The sequence below is a fragment of the Tunturibacter gelidoferens genome, assembly GCF_040358255.1.
Classification (GTDB): Bacteria; Acidobacteriota; Terriglobia; order Terriglobales; family Acidobacteriaceae; genus Edaphobacter; species Edaphobacter gelidiferens.
In genome coordinates this window covers 4,868,001-4,884,913 of record NZ_CP132938.1, presented here as the reverse complement: position 1 = coordinate 4,884,913, position 16,913 = coordinate 4,868,001, and the positions used below count along the sequence as shown (strand labels likewise).

General features: G+C 54.2%; 19 protein-coding genes and 1 pseudogene. 16 read left to right on the top strand and 4 right to left on the bottom strand.

What is annotated here, in order from left to right; translation table 11 throughout:
- Position 1 precedes the first annotated feature (1 nt).
- The gene (locus tag RBB81_RS21140; RefSeq protein WP_353072011.1) at positions 2-742 is read right to left on the bottom strand and encodes an RNA polymerase sigma factor; all 741 of its coding nucleotides are present in this window, start codon (positions 740-742) and stop codon (positions 2-4) included.
- A 215-nt stretch (positions 743-957) separates the two neighbouring features.
- Here RBB81_RS21140 and RBB81_RS23525 point away from each other — a divergent pair, with 215 nt between their 5' ends.
- The 7 genes from RBB81_RS23525 to RBB81_RS21105 all read left to right on the top strand — a co-directional run bounded on the left by RBB81_RS23525 (position 958) and on the right by RBB81_RS21105 (position 5,004).
- Positions 958-1,125: a helix-turn-helix domain-containing protein gene (locus tag RBB81_RS23525; protein ID WP_423248094.1), complete on the top strand. Its 168-nt coding sequence runs from the start codon at positions 958-960 to the stop codon at positions 1,123-1,125.
- Between the two features lie 85 nt (positions 1,126-1,210).
- Positions 1,211-1,576 carry a helix-turn-helix domain-containing protein gene (locus RBB81_RS21130; RefSeq protein WP_353072009.1) on the top strand — a complete coding sequence of 122 codons (366 nt, stop codon included), beginning with the start codon at positions 1,211-1,213 and terminating at the stop codon, positions 1,574-1,576.
- Between the two features lie 10 nt (positions 1,577-1,586).
- Positions 1,587-1,853, top strand: coding sequence for a hypothetical protein (locus RBB81_RS21125; RefSeq protein ID WP_353072008.1), 267 nt, complete (start codon positions 1,587-1,589; stop codon positions 1,851-1,853).
- A gap of 2 nt (positions 1,854-1,855) precedes the next feature.
- Complete coding sequence (locus tag RBB81_RS21120; protein ID WP_353072007.1) at positions 1,856-2,047, top strand: type II toxin-antitoxin system RelE/ParE family toxin; 192 nt, start codon at positions 1,856-1,858, stop codon at positions 2,045-2,047.
- A 498-nt stretch (positions 2,048-2,545) separates the two neighbouring features.
- Entirely contained in the window at positions 2,546-3,346 is an 801-nt protein-coding gene (locus tag RBB81_RS21115) for a helix-turn-helix domain-containing protein (RefSeq protein ID WP_353072006.1), read from the top strand.
- Positions 3,347-3,425: 79 nt separating this feature from the next.
- Positions 3,426-4,349, top strand: a complete 924-nt coding sequence (locus RBB81_RS21110) for a LysR family transcriptional regulator (RefSeq protein ID WP_353072005.1) — start codon at positions 3,426-3,428, stop codon at positions 4,347-4,349.
- Positions 4,350-4,383: 34 nt separating this feature from the next.
- Positions 4,384-5,004 (top strand): hypothetical protein, encoded by a 621-nt coding sequence (locus RBB81_RS21105; RefSeq protein WP_353072004.1) that lies wholly within the window; start codon positions 4,384-4,386, stop codon positions 5,002-5,004.
- A gap of 70 nt (positions 5,005-5,074) precedes the next feature.
- On the opposite strand, the gene RBB81_RS21100 is transcribed toward RBB81_RS21105, so the two are convergent.
- From RBB81_RS21100 to RBB81_RS21090, 3 genes are all read right to left on the bottom strand, one after another.
- The gene (locus tag RBB81_RS21100; RefSeq protein ID WP_353072003.1) at positions 5,075-5,440 is read right to left on the bottom strand and encodes a hypothetical protein; all 366 of its coding nucleotides are present in this window, start codon (positions 5,438-5,440) and stop codon (positions 5,075-5,077) included.
- 302 nt (positions 5,441-5,742) lie between these two features.
- Entirely contained in the window at positions 5,743-6,192 is a 450-nt protein-coding gene (locus RBB81_RS21095; protein ID WP_353072002.1) for an NUDIX domain-containing protein, read from the bottom strand.
- Positions 6,193-6,198: 6 nt separating this feature from the next.
- Positions 6,199-6,864: an SOS response-associated peptidase gene (locus RBB81_RS21090; protein WP_353072001.1), complete on the bottom strand. Its 666-nt coding sequence runs from the start codon at positions 6,862-6,864 to the stop codon at positions 6,199-6,201.
- Positions 6,865-7,138: 274 nt separating this feature from the next.
- On the opposite strand from RBB81_RS21090, the gene RBB81_RS21085 reads away from it, so the two are divergent.
- From RBB81_RS21085 to RBB81_RS21045, 9 genes and pseudogenes are all read left to right on the top strand, one after another.
- Positions 7,139-8,173, top strand: a complete 1,035-nt coding sequence (locus tag RBB81_RS21085) for a recombinase RecA (RefSeq protein ID WP_353072000.1) — start codon at positions 7,139-7,141, stop codon at positions 8,171-8,173.
- A pseudogene (locus tag RBB81_RS21080) lies at positions 8,155-8,580 on the top strand (DNA polymerase Y family protein); the annotation flags it as partial. The gene RBB81_RS21085 and the pseudogene RBB81_RS21080, both read left to right, overlap by 19 nt.
- Before the next feature lie 72 nt (positions 8,581-8,652).
- Positions 8,653-9,684 (top strand): hypothetical protein, encoded by a 1,032-nt coding sequence (locus RBB81_RS21075; protein WP_353073976.1) that lies wholly within the window; start codon positions 8,653-8,655, stop codon positions 9,682-9,684.
- Positions 9,677-12,895: a DNA polymerase III subunit alpha gene (locus RBB81_RS21070; RefSeq protein ID WP_353071999.1), complete on the top strand. Its 3,219-nt coding sequence runs from the start codon at positions 9,677-9,679 to the stop codon at positions 12,893-12,895. The genes RBB81_RS21075 and RBB81_RS21070 overlap by 8 nt, the downstream gene beginning before the upstream one ends.
- Positions 12,882-13,175 (top strand): hypothetical protein, encoded by a 294-nt coding sequence (locus tag RBB81_RS21065; RefSeq protein ID WP_353071998.1) that lies wholly within the window; start codon positions 12,882-12,884, stop codon positions 13,173-13,175. The genes RBB81_RS21070 and RBB81_RS21065 overlap by 14 nt, the downstream gene beginning before the upstream one ends.
- A gap of 481 nt (positions 13,176-13,656) precedes the next feature.
- The gene (locus RBB81_RS21060) at positions 13,657-14,592 is read left to right on the top strand and encodes a tyrosine-type recombinase/integrase (protein WP_353071997.1); all 936 of its coding nucleotides are present in this window, start codon (positions 13,657-13,659) and stop codon (positions 14,590-14,592) included.
- 76 nt (positions 14,593-14,668) lie between these two features.
- Positions 14,669-15,727, top strand: coding sequence for a PDDEXK nuclease domain-containing protein (locus RBB81_RS21055; protein ID WP_353071996.1), 1,059 nt, complete (start codon positions 14,669-14,671; stop codon positions 15,725-15,727).
- Between the two features lie 131 nt (positions 15,728-15,858).
- The gene (locus tag RBB81_RS21050; RefSeq protein WP_353071995.1) at positions 15,859-16,356 is read left to right on the top strand and encodes a hypothetical protein; all 498 of its coding nucleotides are present in this window, start codon (positions 15,859-15,861) and stop codon (positions 16,354-16,356) included.
- 153 nt (positions 16,357-16,509) lie between these two features.
- Positions 16,510-16,746, top strand: coding sequence for a hypothetical protein (locus tag RBB81_RS21045; RefSeq protein WP_353071994.1), 237 nt, complete (start codon positions 16,510-16,512; stop codon positions 16,744-16,746).
- Positions 16,747-16,913 lie beyond the last annotated feature (167 nt).

Here is a 16,913-nt window from a genome sequence, read left to right as displayed (position 1 = left end):
GTCACTTTGATCGCAACTTGTTTGCAAAAGCAGGCTTACGCAACTTTTCGAGTCCGCGGTAGTAGTGGTTCCGAATATTGCCTAGACTCTGCCCCAATCGGTCAGCGATCTCTTCCAATGTATACCCCTCGAAGAAATGCAGCTCAATGGTAGAGAGTTGGGCAGGGGAGAGAAGTTCCCGCAGCCTCGCGGCTGACTCTTTTCCCCAGATACTTTCTAGAGACCATTCGGTAAAGAGAATCTCATGCCGAGGGTCGGCCACATTCAATGCAACATCCTCAAGTCCTCGGCTCGCATAGAAGTGTCGAGTGTTGAGATGGCGGCGCCGGTCGAAAGCTCGATGGTAGGTGACCTGTACGATCCATGAACGAGCCGTACCGCGCGACGGATTGAAGAGTGCGGCCTTGCGAAATATGAAGATGAAGACGTCCTGCAACAGATCGTCCGCCTCTGCCTCGTTCCGCAGAATGCGGTAGGCCACGTTTCGGACGATGCGGGCGTGGCGGCGAAAGAGGAGGGAAAGAGCTTCTTTCGTTCCCTGACAGACCTGTTCCAGTAGCGTCTCATCTGAGATCTCAGGGATATTGGAGACGAAGTTGACGAAAGACTCAGATGTGTCAATTTGAGGTTGGACTAAATCAGGGAGAGCCGAAGGAATTTCTGAAGTCCTATGCTCCGATTCGCAAACCTCCGATGTGCTCGCCAGAGCATCCGGGAAATAAGCGGCGGCTTCAGAACTCATAGGACCTCTTTTGCTGAACGCGCGACTTGTGCTCGTGAAAGCATCGAACTCCGAATCCTTGAACAGGAAACTAAATAGTTTGAGCCAACTCGAAAAGCAGAAATACGTAGTAATGCTCGGTGTTGCTGCTCCGATCGGTCAGACACACTTCATGTGTGGCGACCTTGCGAAAACAGTTCGGGAAAAAACTACGCTCGATCCGCAAGCGCCGAGGGATGACTCAACAGCAATTTGCTGAACTTTTGGACATCTCGATTGACTTCGTTAGCCTTATAGAACGCGGCTTAAATGCCCCATCCTTTGAATCCATCGAGGCGTTCTCTATTATTCTCGGAATTCCCGTTCGAGACTTTTTCGATTTTTCTGCTGACCCAACCTCCTAAGTACACTCAACCCCTAATTTACAGAGATCATAACCCGTAGTATGGCTCGGTGTCATAAAATTATGCGATTCTCCACACTTTTTATGTGGAGAATGTTCAGCCCAACTTTGGAATCCGCATCAGGAAGCTTCGTCTTGACCGGGGTTTGAGTCAACGGAAGCTAGCTGAGATGGTGGGCATCTCAGAAGAGCAAATCAGCAATATCGAACGGGGGAAGAGTTGGACCGGAGAGTTGAGCTTTGGCCTCATCGCCGATGCTCTTGGGGTTACCCAGAACGCCCTGACCGACTATAGCGAAAACGAATCCTTTATTAAAGCCGGTGGTCTCTCTCGGCGTGCGCCTCGCGAATCTGCGACTCTAATAGTCAGGCGAAAACGCGAAGTGTTCGTGCAATTACCCCGCAATCGACGAAAAGAATCGCCTCACAGGTTAAAGGTTCGCCTTGAGTAAACTACTCCCTATGGACATCCACCTTCGCCCTGAGCTGGAAGAACAGATTCGGCAGGACATTCAGCGCGGTCCCTACCAAACCGTCGATGAATTCGTAGAGCGCGCTGTTAGCCTACTCCACGAGCAGGAAGCTTGGTTTGCCTCCAACCACAGTGAAATTGCGGAAATAATCGAAGATGGATGGAACGCTGCGGAGCAGGGCGAACTGGCTGGCGATAGGGAAGTACGGGCTCATATGCAGGCGAAAAAGCACGCTTGGACTGAGCGACAACGCTAGGCATGAATTCGTATCGCCTCACCCCTCAAGCTGAGGACGATCTGTTTGCTGTGTGGTCCTACATCGCGCAAGACAGCGTTGAAGCGGCAGATAGGGTGGAAGCCCAGATTTACACGGCGTTTGGGTTTCTTTCTTCGGCTCCGCAAGCTGGGCATCTCCGTCCAGACCAGACATCTCGGCCCGTGCGTTTCTGAACAGTGCCACGTTTTCCCAATTACATCATCGTGTACGATCCGGATTCTCACCCGCTTCGAATCATCCGAATCCTTCATGCAACGCTCGATATTCCCCGCAAACTTGATGAGTAGGGGTAGCCGGCTCTCCGGTTATTGCGCTCCAGTTTTGTGACCAAGGCGGCCGGTCACCCACCGAATATTGCGAGGGTCAGTAGCTCAACACGGCCAGCGAAGTCACGGGATCTGGTTCCTTCACAGGAATTCGCGAAAAATCGCTCCCTCTAAATCTTATTTTCAATAACTTACAAGTGGACTCAGGATTGCTGCTCTATGGCGGCAATGCTGCGGGTGGAGGCATAGCCCGTCTTGAGAAGAGAAGTTTCCGTGTCATAAGCAACGACCGATTCGCTATGACACAGGAAACTCGCAAACGGCGTGGAACATAGTGCTTGCTCCTAATAGATAGGAGCATTTTCCCAGCTTCTCGCATTCGAGTGGTAAGCAGAGGCTAATTAAATGAGTGAGATTGGACGCAAGTTATTGATCATCCGTAACCAGCGCAAACTTTCCCTCCGCCAGGTGGAAAAGCTCACCACGGTTATCGCCAATAGGCACGGAGATAAGGCGCGCAAGATTTCCGCGAGTTGGCTCGGCAGAATCGAACGGGAGAGCCACTCGATTGCGCACAAAAGACTGGAATCCCTGCAAGAGGTCTACGGCGTCACACACGACGAGTTGACCGATGAAGCAATATCAGAGAATGACGCAACTCGCTCTCTACATTTTCATTTCCCCAATGTACCGGCCGCTGTCCTCAAAGGACTGACCGACCTGAAAAATCCACTGCTACCGCCCGAGAGTTGGCTGGCTTACTTTCCTGTAACCACCCTCTTGCCTCCGCTCTCGCAGATAGATGGAGCCGGTCACCGGACGGTTCGAAGGTACTCACGCGAGGCAGAGCCCTTGTACGGCGTACTCGGAGCAGGTGACAACACTCTTGTCCCATTCGTGCAGCCGAGAGCAATAGTGGAGATTAACGCGGCTGTCCGCACAATCGAGGCAGGGAAGGTCTTCCACTCCATCTTCGAACGACCGATCTATTTTTTGCGTTCGCATGATGGCTACCATTGCGGCTGGTGTGAACTCGACGAGAAGGGGTGGCTCACGCTTGTACCTTCGGCGTTGGCGATGGCTTCGCACCGTAGATGGCGATACCGCCAGGAAGTGGAAGTCGTAGGCGTAGTGAATCGCGTTTTGACCCGCTTGGGATTTCCTAAAGGTCTCGGCGTCCAATCGCGGGTGGGACGGTTGCAGTGAATAGTACATCCCGGGAGTACCGGGATTCTGAAATGGCCTTCGGAAGCACCACAACTCAATCTCTCAAAGGCAGGTTCTCATGCAGAGCAAGAATCCACTGGAACTCAACATCCTGATCGTCGTCATCGCGCAGGAAGGCAATTTCGTTCGGGCCTCGAAAAAGCTTGGCATTGCACCACCGTCGCTCACCAGAAGGGTCTCGTCGCTGGAAAAGAGCATCGGAGTTAAGCTGTTTGAACGGTCAACGCGCAATGTGGTGCTGACCGAAGCGGGCAGGCTATTTGTTCAGGAATCGTCGCTCTCTCTTAGTCATGCCGAACGGGCGTGGGACCTAGCCCGGTTCCAGGCGCAGATCGAGAGTGGGCCGTACCGCATAGGCTATTCTCCATATACCCACAGTGCATTTCTGCCGCTCCTTAGTGGATTGAGCCCGGTTATTCATCCTCCCGCGAATGAGCCGTCCAGTATTGTGCTCGAAACTGCAAATACGCTGGAGTTGGTGGAGCGTGTTCTTCGAGGTAAGCTACACGCCGCGCTGGGTGTCGGACCACTCTCAGATCCGGATCTATGGTTGCATCGGGTTGGCCGGGAGGGGTTCTCGGCCTGTTTGCCGAGGAACCATCGGCTCGCCCAAAAGGTAGGGGTAACCGCACATGACCTTGATGGCGAGATGGTCTTCTGGATGCCTCGATCGTTGCAGCCGCGCTTCTATGGACGGGTAGTGAAATACATGGGCAGTCTGGGAGTTCGCCCCATCTTTAGAGAGGTGAAGGGAGAGGCTCACGCGCTTGAATTCGCAGCCCGTGGCTTCGGGCTCGCTTTGCTACCCCGGTCCGCTGCCCACATCTCTCATGCGGGTACCGTCTTCAAGCCTCTCACCGACCGCTACCTCGGAATCGAGACGGTGCTCTTTATGCGGCGCGATCAGAGGTATGGAGATCTCAAGGGCTTAGTCGATGATCTCTTCTCTCAGCTGTTGGCTCTCAAAATCGAAATCAACTAGCTCTGATCTACCAATTACTCTGGAGGATATTTTTATGCGCAGATTCTCTCTCCTCTTTCTCGTAGGGGTTATTTTCCTTACCGCTTGCGACAACGCCCAGAAACCGAGCGACGACAATTTCAGGAAAGCTATCAACCAGTATCTTGAGAAACACGGAAAAGCTTGTACCTGGATCGGTCGTCCATTTCCAATCGATGTTTCCGAATCCGAACAGAAACTCCAGTCGGGGACTGGCGTCCAAATTGCAGTTTTAGAGGCGGCGGGTCTGGTTGGATCTTCAGATACGATCGCTCCCACTCCAGGCATCTTTGGCCCAGGTGCGCCTCGGCGCGTGAAGCGCTATCAACCGACCGAGGTAGGCAAGAAATATCTTCAGCAGGCCTCCGGAATCTTCGGCCAAACCGCCGGCTTCTGCTATGGAGATAGGATGGTCGATTCGATTGTGAAATGGACCGAGCCCATCAACACGGGAGCGTCCTCTCAGTCCGAGGTCAGCTATACCTATAAGATCGCAAACCTCGCACCCTGGGCGGAACGACCCGATATACAGCGCGAGTTCGGAGATATTCGGACGACAGTAAACGGCATATCGAAGTCAAATGAAGTTGCGGGACTCCAGTTGACCAACCAAGGCTGGGAAGTTCCGAGCCAATGAAATCTGAACAGGGGCGAATCGATGCATCTATTAATTGAGGTGAGGGTGTTCTCTCACCTCAATTAAACTACTACTTCGCCGGTTCGGACTTAACCGCCGCCCGCGCCTTGGCAGCGTCAGACATCTTCTTCCTGGTTGCTGCGGATACCACTCTCTTCTTCGCCGGAGCTGTCGCTTTCACCGAAGCGGATGCTTTCACCGGCGCAATCTTCTTCCTGGTGTTGGACTTTTTAGCCGGCGAGGAGGTCTTTGCTGGTGTAACAGCAGAACGCACATATTTTCGTTTTTGGGTTTTACCGGCTGTGCTTATATTCGGTCGACTTTCTCCAGCAGGGCTCTTCAAGAGAGACTCGCGGATCTGCGTCAGACGGTTGATTTCTTTGTTCAACGCGGATATTTCTTTGTCCAATTCAGATACTGCTCCAGTTATGCTCATCCGATCTCCAATAGAGAAAGCGTAACACCGTAGCACACGAACTCGACAGCGGAACTAATAAAACTTAGTCGCGGGAATAGTCTTCAATCACAGCTCACCACATCCGGAACACTGCGCCACGCGGCGATAGAAGCCGTGTGCCAGCGTCCCATTCGTATTTTCCGCACTTTCGGTAGCTCTTGCGCCAGAGTCGCATCATTTGCGTGCCCACAACTTCAGCAGAACCATGCCTTCATCGCACGCTGGAAGTTCGAAGTCGACACCTGGAGACGCCTGCCAAAGAACGTTGAACTCAAATTGAGTCATTGCACGAGCCTGCGCAGAAGCTCATGTTGTTCCTCGCGAATATATTCATTTGCTTCGTTCATCGAAAACCAGTGGCCCCGATCAACCTCGGGAATTTCGAGATGACGGCCGGAGCGCGGAGGCCATTCGATCTCGCATGTATTGCTCATCAATTTGGCTGGATCGCAATCACCCTGGAATGCCCATGCGGTCACGAGTTTACCGCCCTTCTGTTTGATCGAGCCTAGATCGACCAAATCGCCGGTTGCAGGAAAGCCCGTCTCCTCTTCGAACTCGCGCCGCGCTGCGACAAGCGGATTCTCGTCCTGCTCATATTCACCTTTGGGTATCGTCCACGCACCCTTGTCTTTCTTGGCCCAGAGCGGTCCTCCCGGATGAACAAGAAAGACCTCCAACTGACCATTCAATTTGCGAAACATCAAAAGACCTGCGCTGCGTTTTGGCATACACGATCACTCCGAACCGAAAAGGGCAATCTGCGGGTTTGCTTTAGGCTTCGCCTGTAGCTTTGGCACGGACTTCTCTAAACGTATCGCACGCAATTCATTGGACGGCAGAATACGAAGCGAATGGACGGGCGGCCTCTCAGAGAACGCGAGATACTCTGCATAGTCCTTCGGCTGCAACACAGTCGTCAGACGATTGTGAATCGGCTGCATCACTTCGTTCGGTTCTCCGGTGAGAACTACGAATGTCGATTCCCATTGACCCGTCCCCGGATGTTTCCAGAGCTTCCATATACCTGCCATTCCGAAAACTTCTCGACCGGGAATATCGAACTCGTATTTGTCTCCCTTCTTTCCATCGGGGAGATCTTGCGCTTCCTGGATCGCACTTGCCGGAATAATGCAGCGTCGCTTCTGAAAGGAATCAGTCCAGAACTTTGCTTTCTCGATTCCTTCGGAACGAGCATTGAATAGGAGTCTGTCGGGGAGCCTGAACGCCCAGCGCATCAGTTCCATCTGCCGCTCGCCGTTTTCATTCAAATGGATGACGGGCTGAAAGGATTGAGGACAGGCATTGTCATCCGGTTCGAGATCGAACGCGTCCAGGCCCTCACTCACGGCAAAGGCCTCCGCGATCTTCTGCTTGCCTGGTCTCCTGTAGCGCCCGCACATCGTACAAGTCTCCTTCACGACCCTGCAGGGATCTTTTCGTCATCGCGACGCAGCTACCTAGAGTGACGGAGATGATTCGCGTCCGTCCATTTTAGATATCCACCCTACTCCCAGAAAGTGTAAATTCTGGATTTGGGCTCTGCCCAACGCTATGTCCCAAATAAATTCTTCTCCTTTACAAGCAATCACTTACCTAGAATCCTGCACTACTTTAAGGGCGGTCCAGGTGGCTCCTACAGGCAGGAATAGGCGAATATAAAGCGAAGACATGCTTATGCCTACTACCGCCACAATCCGAACACAGATCGAAGCGGCTCTTGCGCATAAGATTCCATCCGCACTGACTCCAGCGCCCAAAATGATCCGACCGGTAGCGGAGACTGGCATTCAATCCCTGGACAATCTCCTGCAAGGCGGTCTACCCATTGGGGCGATAAGCGAGTTGGTTGGGCCAGAGTGCTCGGGGCGAACAGACATCGCTCTTTCGTTTGTGGCGCACCTGACCCAAGCATCGAAGGTTTGCGCCTGGATTGACGCCTCAAACAACTTTGATCCCGTGTCTGCCGCCGCTGCTGGTGTCGATCTTGAACGGCTTTTATGGGTTCGCTGCGGTGCAGTACAGGAGGCGGAGAAACGCCCAGCGCGCACCTTCGTTTTACCAGACAGGTACCTCGTTCCGCGTCCTGCAAAGCAGGGGTTACACGGCGGAGGATGTGGTGCGCATCCGCGTGGTGAGGCAAAGGGACTGTCCGGTGCTGTCAGCGATTTGCTCGGTCCACAATCCTTCGCGCCGCGCTGCGCGGAGCCGCAACGCAGAGCGAGGGAAGAAAGGCCGAGCTTCGTTGCCAGCGACGAACCAACAGCCGTCACTTCACGACGTTACGTTCCAACGTCCAAACCGTGGGGGCGCATCGAACAGGCATTGGGAGCTGCTGATCTGCTTTTACAGGGCGGCGGCTTTAGCGGAGTCGTGCTGGATATGGCTGGCCTCGCTCCGGAGTTCGTCTCACGCATCCAGCTCTCTACCTGGTTTCGCTATCGAGCGGCAGCAGAGCGAACTCAATCGAGCGTTCTTCTCCTCACCCAGCATCCGTGTGCAAAGAGCAGTGCTGAGTTACTGCTTCTTCTCCAGCCAGCGGAAGTGATCAGCAATGACGCCACCGTATTCACAGGAATACAACCTCATGTTGAGGTCACACGGCGACGTTTCGCGCCGAACACAAGCAATGTCGTTCTATTGCGCAAGCCGCCGAAGAATGTCACTGGAGTTACCTGGGATTGTCGGACGGCATGGGCAGGTGCAAGATGACAACGCCAACGGAACTCTATGCGTGTCTCTATGCGAAAGAATTTCCAGCGCAATCGCTTTTGCGGCTTCGCCCAGAACTGCACAGCAAGCCCTGTGTCGTCATGGAAGGTGAACCACCCTCGCAATACGTCTGCTCTCTGAACACTAAGGCGAGGCTTGCCGGCCTGGCTCGCGGCATGACCCGAGTGGAAGTCGATACGTTCTCGGAACCGATAGTTCTGTCGCGTTCAGGTCAGGCAGAGACAAGAACAAGATTGATACTCCTCGAATGCGCAGGTGCGTTCTCACCGCGGATAGAAGAACACAGACAAGACACAGCCCTGCTCTGCAGCATCGACATCGCAGGCACGAAGAGTCTATTTGGTCCTCCTGAACTGCTCGCGCAAAGCCTGCTACAGCGAGTGAGGTCGCTCGGTATATCTGCCCGAGTCACCGTCAGCGACAACTTTCATGCAGCGGCTTGTCTTGCGAAAGGCCCGATGGTGCGTTCAGCCATTCAGGTCATTCCTCGGCAGAGTAAGGCTGAAATCTTATCCGGCCTGCCATTGACTGTTCTCGATCTCACAAATACGCAGACGGAAACATTCGCTCTATGGGGCATTCGAACGTTGGGTAATCTGGCAGCCCTTCCCGAAAAAGAGCTCATCGCCCGCATGGGACAGGATGGCAAACGTCTCCGGGAACTGGCACGCGGCGAACATCCCCATCTCTTCCAACCAGTTGAGCCGCCCTTCACGCTGGATGAGCGAATGGAGCTGGATGCGCCTGTCGATCTACTGGATTCATTGCTCTTTATCGCGAATATGATGCTGGATCAACTTATTCTGCGGGCGAAGGCACGCATCCTCGCGCTGGCTTCTTTGACCATCACACTGACGCTGGATGGTGGGGCGTCACATACCAGAACCGTCCGGCCTGCGCTGCCGACAACAGACAAACAAGTCTGGATCAAGCTGCTTCATCTCGATCTCCAGGCGCATCCACCCGCCGCCTCCATTCTTGCTATCGCGTTGCATGCTGAGCCAGGCAGCACCAGCAAAGTGCAGCTTGGGCTTTTCTCTCCCCAGCTTCCAGAGGCAAGCCGGCTAGACGTTACGCTTGCTCGCATTCGGGCCATCGTCGGAGAGAACAATGTCGGCTGCGCTGTACTTCAGGACACTCATGCACTGGAAAGTTTTCGTATGGGGCCTTTCAGTGTTCTTTCTGGCGAATCGACTGTAGCTGCATCCTCGCAGCCGCGGGCCTCCATGCGTGTCCTTCGGCCATCTGAAGCCGCTTCCATCACGTTGCAAAACGGGCGACCGTCGATATTCTTTTTTCGAGATCGCCGCTATGTCGTTGAACACGCCTACGGACCCTGGGTTGTCGGCGGCGATTGGTGGGCGCGGACGCTCTGGGGCTGCGAGCAGTGGGATCTAGTAGCGCGATCGCAGGACGGTTCCATGCTCTGCTGCTGCATGATGCGTGACCTTTTCGAGAACAAGTGGCACATGGCGGCGCTCTATGACTGACCGTTATGTAGAACTCCATGCTGCCAGCGCATTCAGCTTTCTGGAAGGCGCGTCTGAACCGGAAAAGCTCATTGAGCGCGCTCTCGAACTGGAAATGTCAGCGATGGCTCTCCTCGACCGCAATGGCGTGTATGGCTCCGCACGATTCCATACCAGCGCAAGGCGCAATGAACTCCGCGCTCATGTCGGAGCAGAAGTTGCAGTCTCATCTTTCGGCTCGCGACTCACGCCTCCGGCGTGGGTGCCGTATCAACACATCACCGAACCCGTCCGGCTTCCGCTGCTCTGTGAAACTCGTGAGGGTTATCAGAATCTCTGTCGCCTCATCACGCGATTCAAAATGCGGGAGACGAAGAAACAAGAAGGCGCAGCCATCTTTGATGATCTGGAGGTACACGCTGCCGGGCTGGTATGCCTAACGGGTGGAGATGAAGGCCCACTAGCAGCGGCTCTCATGCGCGGTGGCGAGACGGCTGGACGTGAGACGGTCGAGCGTCTCATACGCATCTTTGGACGTAACAACGTCTATGTTGAATTGCAGCGCCATTGTGAACGCGAAGAAGAATGGCGTAATCAGGCTGCTATTCGCATTGCCCGGTCACTTCAACTACCAGTGTTGGCGACGAATGGTGTCCGCTATGCTACCCCGTATGACAAAGAGATTCTGGATGTCTTTACGGCTATTCGTTATCACACAGAACTCGATAAAGCCGGTCGTCTTCTGACTCTCAATAATCGGCGTCATCTCCAGACCGCGAAAGAAATGAATGCTCTGTTCTGTGACGTACCTCATGCCACGGAAAACACCGTAGAACTCTCGTCACGTCTCAAGTTCGAGTTGGGTGATCTTGGATACGAGTTTCCGAGCTACCAGGTGCCCGACGGCGAAACAATGGATAGCTTCCTGCGGAAGCGTGTCGCTGAGGGAGTGCAACGGCGATATGGTCCCAAAAACAATCGAGACCTTTACCACCGTGCGGAGAAGCAGGTTGAGCGCGAACTCGCATTGATTGAGAAGCTAGGTTTCGCGGGATATTTCCTCATCGTGTGGGATGTTGTACAGTTCTGCAAACGCAGCGGCATCCTGATTCAGGGACGTGGGAGTGCGGCCAATTCGGCTGTTTGCTATGCCCTCGAAATCACCATCGTTGATCCGGTGGGAATGGACTTGCTCTTTGAAAGATTTCTCAGTGAGAGCAGAAATGAATGGCCGGACATCGATCTCGATCTGCCTTCAGAGGATAAGCGTGAACAGGCCATCCAGTATGTCTATCGACGCTACGGCGAACTCGGCGCTGCCATGACTGCGAATGTCATCACCTATCGCGCAAAGTCTGCGACGAGAGAAGTCGGAAAGGTTATGGGTCTTGATCCAGATTCCCTGGACAAGATGTCGGGAGGTGTAGGCAATTGGGAGTGGCGCGGACCAAACGACACGATGGCACACTCCTATAAGAATGCAGGCTTCGACCTGACAAATTCCCGGATCGCCAAGACACTTGAAGTTTCCATGCGTATTCAGGGACTGCCCCGCCACCTCGGACAACATAGCGGTGGGATGGTGATCTGTCAGGGACAGCTCGATCAGGTAGTGCCATTGGAAAGGGCATCCATGCCAGGTCGGACGGTCATCCAGTGGGACAAAGAGGATTGTGCAGACATGCACATCATCAAGGTCGATCTGCTTGGCCTGGGCATGATGGCTGTTCTCGCAGATTGCCTCAACTTGATTCCTGAGTTCTATGGAGACAGGATTGACCTCGCGCAACTGCCGGAAGATGACAATGTTTATCGGACCATTCAACGTGCCGACACCATCGGCATGTTTCAAATCGAAAGCCGTGCGCAGATGGCTTCGTTACCGAAGCATCGACCCACGAAACGATATTGCATTACAAAGCAGGTCGCTCTCATCCGGCCAGGACCGATCCACGGGGATATGACCCACCCTTATCTAGAGCGACGCATGGGGAGGCAGCCTGTAACATACCCGCATCCCTCCCTCAAACCGGTTCTGGAGCGCACCTTGGGTGTCCCGCTCTTTCAAGAGCAACTGCTCAAGATGGCGATGATCGCAGGCAACTTCAGTGGTGCCGATGCAGACGAATTGCGCCGCGCCGTGGGCATGAAACGTTCCTGGGAACGAATGAAGAATCTCGAAGGCAAACTGCGAGATGGAATGACGGAGAACGGTATCGACCCCAAATCGCAGGATCAGATTGTCAAGAACATCAGTTCTTTTGCCCTCTACGGCTTTCCGGAATCTCATGCCGCGTCTTTCGGTGAGCTTGCCTACGATTCGGCTTACATCAAAGTGAAGTACCCGGAGGCTTTCCTATGTGCGATCTTGAATAACCAGCCGATGGGATTCTACTCGGCCGCTACGCTTGTGAAGGACGCCCAAAGCCACGGGGTTCATGTCAGACCCATCGACGTACAGACTTCGGACTGGCAATGCACCATTGAGCGAGGAGGGCATGAAAAGCTCTCCATGCGTATCGGTTTCGGCTATGTGAAAAACCTGACCAAGAGATCAGCCGAAGCGCTGGTAGCAGCGCGCGAAGCCGATGGTCCCTTCCGTTCTGCTGAAGATCTCACTCAGCGCGTTCCGTCGCTATCTAGACAAGAACTGGCTCGATTGGCTGGGGTGGGAGCTCTGAATACCCTCGACGGTGTCGAGCATCGTCGTGATGCGATCTGGCAGGTGGAGCGGGCAGGCAAACTGGAGGGTCCGCTGTTTCGACAGAATAACGATGTGCTGCGCGATGATGACGCGAGCCTGCCCCTGCAGCAGATGAGTACGGAGGAGAGATTAGTCGCCGACTATGCCGGCACAAGCCTTACCGTCGGCAAACATCCGATGGCATATCGCCGGAAAGCGCTTAGCAAGCAGAATGTACTTTCTTCCAACGATCTACAAAATCGACGCCATGGAGAATTTGTACTCATAGCTGGCTGTGTCGCAGCCCGGCAACGTCCAGGAACCGCTAATGGAATTACCTTCATGTCACTTGAGGATGAAGCCGGGCTTGCCAACCTCATCATCATGGTCGATGTTTACGAAAGAAATCAATCAACAGTCATCCGCAGCAAGTTCATTCTTGCGGGTGGCATTCTGCAAGTTCAGGACGACGTCATCCACGTCAAAGTGGCATGGCTGAGACCACTTTCCGATCAGGCTTTGGAGGTGCAATCGCATGACTTCCACTAATCCTGCCGGAGACATCGGTGGATATCGACGTGAGGTGGACTTTCAGAAGCTGGGCCCAGCTCTGATAATTGCTTCCAGTCTGGTGCTCGCCATCCGAACGGCCCGGTGGCCTCCGACGCATAGTGACGGACTTGCAAATATGGAATGGGAAAAGGAAATAGAGCACAGCGTCCGTATCGCGAAGATCGTTCTTTCGCATGTCACTGCACGTTGCCCGGAGATGTTTCAGACGAAGGACGTACCTTGGTATGTGGCTACTGACGACGAAGTACCGCGCTAGCAGTGGAATGAATCTGACGCGAGCGAGTCTATGCCTCTAGCCTTAACTCAGCGGCAATCTCGTCCAGGTTATCCACGGTCAGAGTAGCGATATGACCAGCGGCGATCTGATAGTCCGCATAGAATGCCCCAAACACTTCCGGTGTGCAGTAGGGGCGCGCTACATTGACGACTTCATTTGTAGCGAGTTTGCGCCGCTGCGTTAGGTTTAGTACGATTCGGGTTGTTTTCGGGTCGTCGATGTTCCCGTATTGTTCCCCTCAATTCGGTCGGAATAATTGGATTGAAGCAAGTTCCTCCTACTTATGCCGTGCATCCGTACGGTGCTCCTTCAGCGTGCGGTGCGTGCTTCGCTCAAAGAGGTGACGCACTAAAGACTGACTAGGTGAAGAGCATTTTTCGGCACCGCGTGTGCCATAAGTCGTTTATAATCAATTTATATAGCCTACGACAATGGCAATTGTCAGGGGTAAAATCATTTCATGACCAACGAGCTCATTTTGGCGGCTGTACCGCCGGAAAGCAGGGCAGGGGAGCCCATCGCCCTTACTCCGGCCCAGGCCAGACTGCGCAAGCTGGTCCTCGACACCGTCCCGTCGCCCCACTCCAAGCGCAACTATGCCAAAGCCCTCGACGACCTGTTCGCCTTCTGTGCCAGCCGGCCTCTCTCCCGGTCCTTATTAATGGAATGGCGGGCGGGCATGGAGACGCTCTCGCCCTCCACTATAAACGTTCGGCTCTCCGCCGTGCGCAAAATGATCGGGGAGGCCCGGCGCGACGGCATGATCGGGCAGGAGGAAGCGTCCAGCCTGACCGACGTCCCCAACATCAGCCAGAAGGGAACCCGGCTGGGGAACTGGCTGACCCGGGAGCAGGCCAAAGAACTTTTGGCAGTCCCCAACCGATCGACTTTAAAAGGCAAACGCGATTACGTCATCCTGGCGCTGCTGGTCGGCTGCGCCCTACGCCGCAACGAGCTGGCCGAGCTCGAGGTCGCGACCATTCAACAAAGAGAGGGGCGCTGGGTGCTGGCCGACCTCGAAGGCAAGGGCCGGCGCATCCGCACCGTCGCCATCCCGATCTGGGTCAAGCAGGGCATCGACGCCTGGAAAGCCGCGGCCGGCATCGATAAGGGAAGGCTACTGCGCTCCATCTCAAAGAGCGGGAAAGTGAATCGCGACACGCTGAGCGACTGGGCGGTCTGGTCGGTAGTTGAACAGTCATCGAAGCAAATCGGAATCGAGCACTTCGGCGCTCATGACCTCCGCCGCACTTGCGCCAAACTCTGCCGCAAGAATGGCGGGGATCTGGAGCAGATCAAGTTCCTGCTCGGGCACTCCTCCATCCAGACCACGGAACGCTATCTTGGTTCTGAGCAGGATATTGAGATCGCGGTGAACGATAACCTGGGACTGTAGTTGATAGGTCGACTCCCCATTGGAGTTCGGCCACAACTCAATTTTACGAGCGGGTACGATAAGAAGGGACGGTGCGATGACGAAGGATTTGCGCAAAGCGGTCGAAGCCGACGAAGGGGCGTCCCAGCTTCTTCACAGTCTTCGCGACCTGATCCAAAACGCTCGTCAGAGGGCACTACGGGCTGTCGATGCCGTCCAGGTACAGACCTGCTGGGAGATAGGCCGACATATCGTCGAGTTCGAACAGGGCGGCTCGGCACGGGCGGAATATGGAGCCCGGCTGCTGCAGACATTGGCTTCGTCGCTTGCCGCAGAGTTCGGGAGGGGCTTCGACGCCTCCAATTTGAGACACATGCGGGTCTTTTATCAGGCCTTTCCAATTCGCGACGCGCTGCGTCCTGAATTGAGCTGGACCCATTACCGCACGCTTCTGAGGGTAGAAAGCGATTCCGCTCGGCAATGGTATATGAACGAAGCCGCGGGCCAGGGCTGGACGACGCGCTCGCTTGAGCGCCAAATCAGCACCCTTTATTACGAACGGCTTCTGGCAACGTCGGACCGACCTGCAGTCGAGAGCGAAGCCAGAGGCAACTTGGCACCCTCCCAAACCCCACGGGATTTCGTTCGAGATCCGGTCATGCTGGAGTTTTTAGGTCTTCCCGGAGTTGGCAGGTTATTAGAAGCGGATCTCGAAAGAGCCTTGTTGGACAATCTGCAGGAATTCCTGCTGGAACTTGGGAGAGGGTTCGCTTTTGTGGCGCGACAGTACCGAATCAGTTCGGAATCCAAAGACTTCTACATTGATCTGGTCTTTTACAACTATCTGCTCAAGTGCTTCGTCCTGTTTGATCTCAAATCGGGCGAGCTGACCCATCAGGACATAGGGCAGATGGATATGTACGTCCGCATGATGGACGACCTCAAACGAGCGCAGGACGACAATCCCACGGTCGGAATCATTCTCTGTGCTGATAAGGATGCCTCGGTCGTGCGCTACTCAGTTCTCAACGAGAACGAGCAGATATTCGCCAGTAGGTACAAGCTCGTTCTTCCTTCGGAGGAGGAGTTGAGGGCAGAACTCGATCGGGAACGTAGTGAAATCGCTAATCGAGTCAATACGCCCACCGTGGATTAGCAGAAGTTTGGTAATGTCCCGGTCCAAGGAGGAGATTCACGGTCCAGTATGACTATGCGACTGTCAACGAAGTTTTTATCCAGGCGGAGGTCTTTTACGCCGATCAAGACAAGTAGCAGGAGACCACTCGGATGCTAACTCCGCAAGAACTCGCCGCAATCCGGTTTGCGATGAGCAAACTCCCTGAACCTGGCGGAGAGCCCGGTCTCTATGAGGAGCAGGTAGCGCAATGGGTAGCGGAGAAGTCGTTTTTCAGAGACTTCGTTTATCGGAATGCCAAAGGCAAGAAAAAAGGCGACCAGTTGGTCGATGGGATCGTCCTTTTCGGAGACGTCATGTTCCTGATCGAAGTAAAAGCTCAAATAGGTTCCGCAGCTCGAGACAATTGGGTGAGAGACCGTCTTGCGAAGGCCGTGAACCAGTTGAAGAAGTCGCATACCCTCTTACGTGAAAAGAGAATCCCCAAACTTCAAAATGACTTTTACGGGGAGCTGGATTTCAACCCGGACAAATATCCAAACGTCTTTGGGATAGTCGTTCTGGCGCACGATTCCGACCCGTACTACGCCCCGGACCTTGTCCCGGAGCTATTGGGAGCACCTCAAGAAAGGGAAATTTATGTACGCTAAGCCGCTTATCTGAGCGTTAGCATTGAGTGAAAGTCCAGAGTGACCGTATTTGCTTGATTCACAAGGTCCATTTCCAAGATTGCCGGCGGATGGTGCGACCTGCACGGTACGGAGAACGGCGAGTCCTGGGCGCAGAGAACGCGCTGCGGACGTATGAACGAAGCGGAATGGGTAATGGCGGGTGGTCATGACCACGCTCACTCCGAGCGACACTCCATGACACCTCTCCTGGCTTCGTGTGTGCTCGCAGTCACCCACCTCACCCAAAACCCCGAAGAGTATCCGGCCTCTCCTCTCTGGAACCTACCCATGCTGAAGACAGGATTCTCATCGAAGTGTCCCATCGCAAACTTGGCAGAGGACGGAACCAATATCAAGGTGAGTGTCTAGTGGGAGCCATCAGCGCCTACAAGTCGAAGCTGTTTGAGAATGTTGTTCTTCAAGCTCCTATATCTATTGGTTTCAGAATTATTTGGGTTCTGGCTCACATTTGGTGAAGTGGGCTAAGCGGGCGGGTGTAGACCTTAGGGATTAACCGAGGAACTCTGATCCCAGAC

Excerpts from the sequence above, each read along its gene's own strand:
- RBB81_RS21140 (WP_353072011.1), bottom strand. The coding sequence starts at position 742 with ATGAGTTCTGAAGCCGCCGCTTATTTCCCGGATGCTCTGGCGAGCACA.
- RBB81_RS23525 (WP_423248094.1), top strand. The coding sequence starts at position 958 with ATGACTCAACAGCAATTTGCTGAACTTTTGGACATCTCGATTGACTTC.
- RBB81_RS21125 (WP_353072008.1), top strand. The coding sequence starts at position 1,587 with ATGGACATCCACCTTCGCCCTGAGCTGGAAGAACAGATTCGGCAGGAC.
- RBB81_RS21120 (WP_353072007.1), top strand. The coding sequence starts at position 1,856 with ATGAATTCGTATCGCCTCACCCCTCAAGCTGAGGACGATCTGTTTGCT.
- RBB81_RS21115 (WP_353072006.1), top strand. The coding sequence starts at position 2,546 with ATGAGTGAGATTGGACGCAAGTTATTGATCATCCGTAACCAGCGCAAA.
- RBB81_RS21110 (WP_353072005.1), top strand. The coding sequence starts at position 3,426 with ATGCAGAGCAAGAATCCACTGGAACTCAACATCCTGATCGTCGTCATC.
- RBB81_RS21105 (WP_353072004.1), top strand. The coding sequence starts at position 4,384 with ATGCGCAGATTCTCTCTCCTCTTTCTCGTAGGGGTTATTTTCCTTACC.
- RBB81_RS21100 (WP_353072003.1), bottom strand. The coding sequence starts at position 5,440 with ATGAGCATAACTGGAGCAGTATCTGAATTGGACAAAGAAATATCCGCG.
- RBB81_RS21095 (WP_353072002.1), bottom strand. The coding sequence starts at position 6,192 with ATGCCAAAACGCAGCGCAGGTCTTTTGATGTTTCGCAAATTGAATGGT.
- RBB81_RS21090 (WP_353072001.1), bottom strand. The coding sequence starts at position 6,864 with ATGTGCGGGCGCTACAGGAGACCAGGCAAGCAGAAGATCGCGGAGGCC.
- RBB81_RS21085 (WP_353072000.1), top strand. The coding sequence starts at position 7,139 with ATGCCTACTACCGCCACAATCCGAACACAGATCGAAGCGGCTCTTGCG.
- RBB81_RS21075 (WP_353073976.1), top strand. The coding sequence starts at position 8,653 with ATGGTGCGTTCAGCCATTCAGGTCATTCCTCGGCAGAGTAAGGCTGAA.
- RBB81_RS21070 (WP_353071999.1), top strand. The coding sequence starts at position 9,677 with ATGACTGACCGTTATGTAGAACTCCATGCTGCCAGCGCATTCAGCTTT.
- RBB81_RS21065 (WP_353071998.1), top strand. The coding sequence starts at position 12,882 with ATGACTTCCACTAATCCTGCCGGAGACATCGGTGGATATCGACGTGAG.
- RBB81_RS21060 (WP_353071997.1), top strand. The coding sequence starts at position 13,657 with ATGACCAACGAGCTCATTTTGGCGGCTGTACCGCCGGAAAGCAGGGCA.
- RBB81_RS21055 (WP_353071996.1), top strand. The coding sequence starts at position 14,669 with ATGACGAAGGATTTGCGCAAAGCGGTCGAAGCCGACGAAGGGGCGTCC.
- RBB81_RS21050 (WP_353071995.1), top strand. The coding sequence starts at position 15,859 with ATGCTAACTCCGCAAGAACTCGCCGCAATCCGGTTTGCGATGAGCAAA.
- RBB81_RS21045 (WP_353071994.1), top strand. The coding sequence starts at position 16,510 with ATGAACGAAGCGGAATGGGTAATGGCGGGTGGTCATGACCACGCTCAC.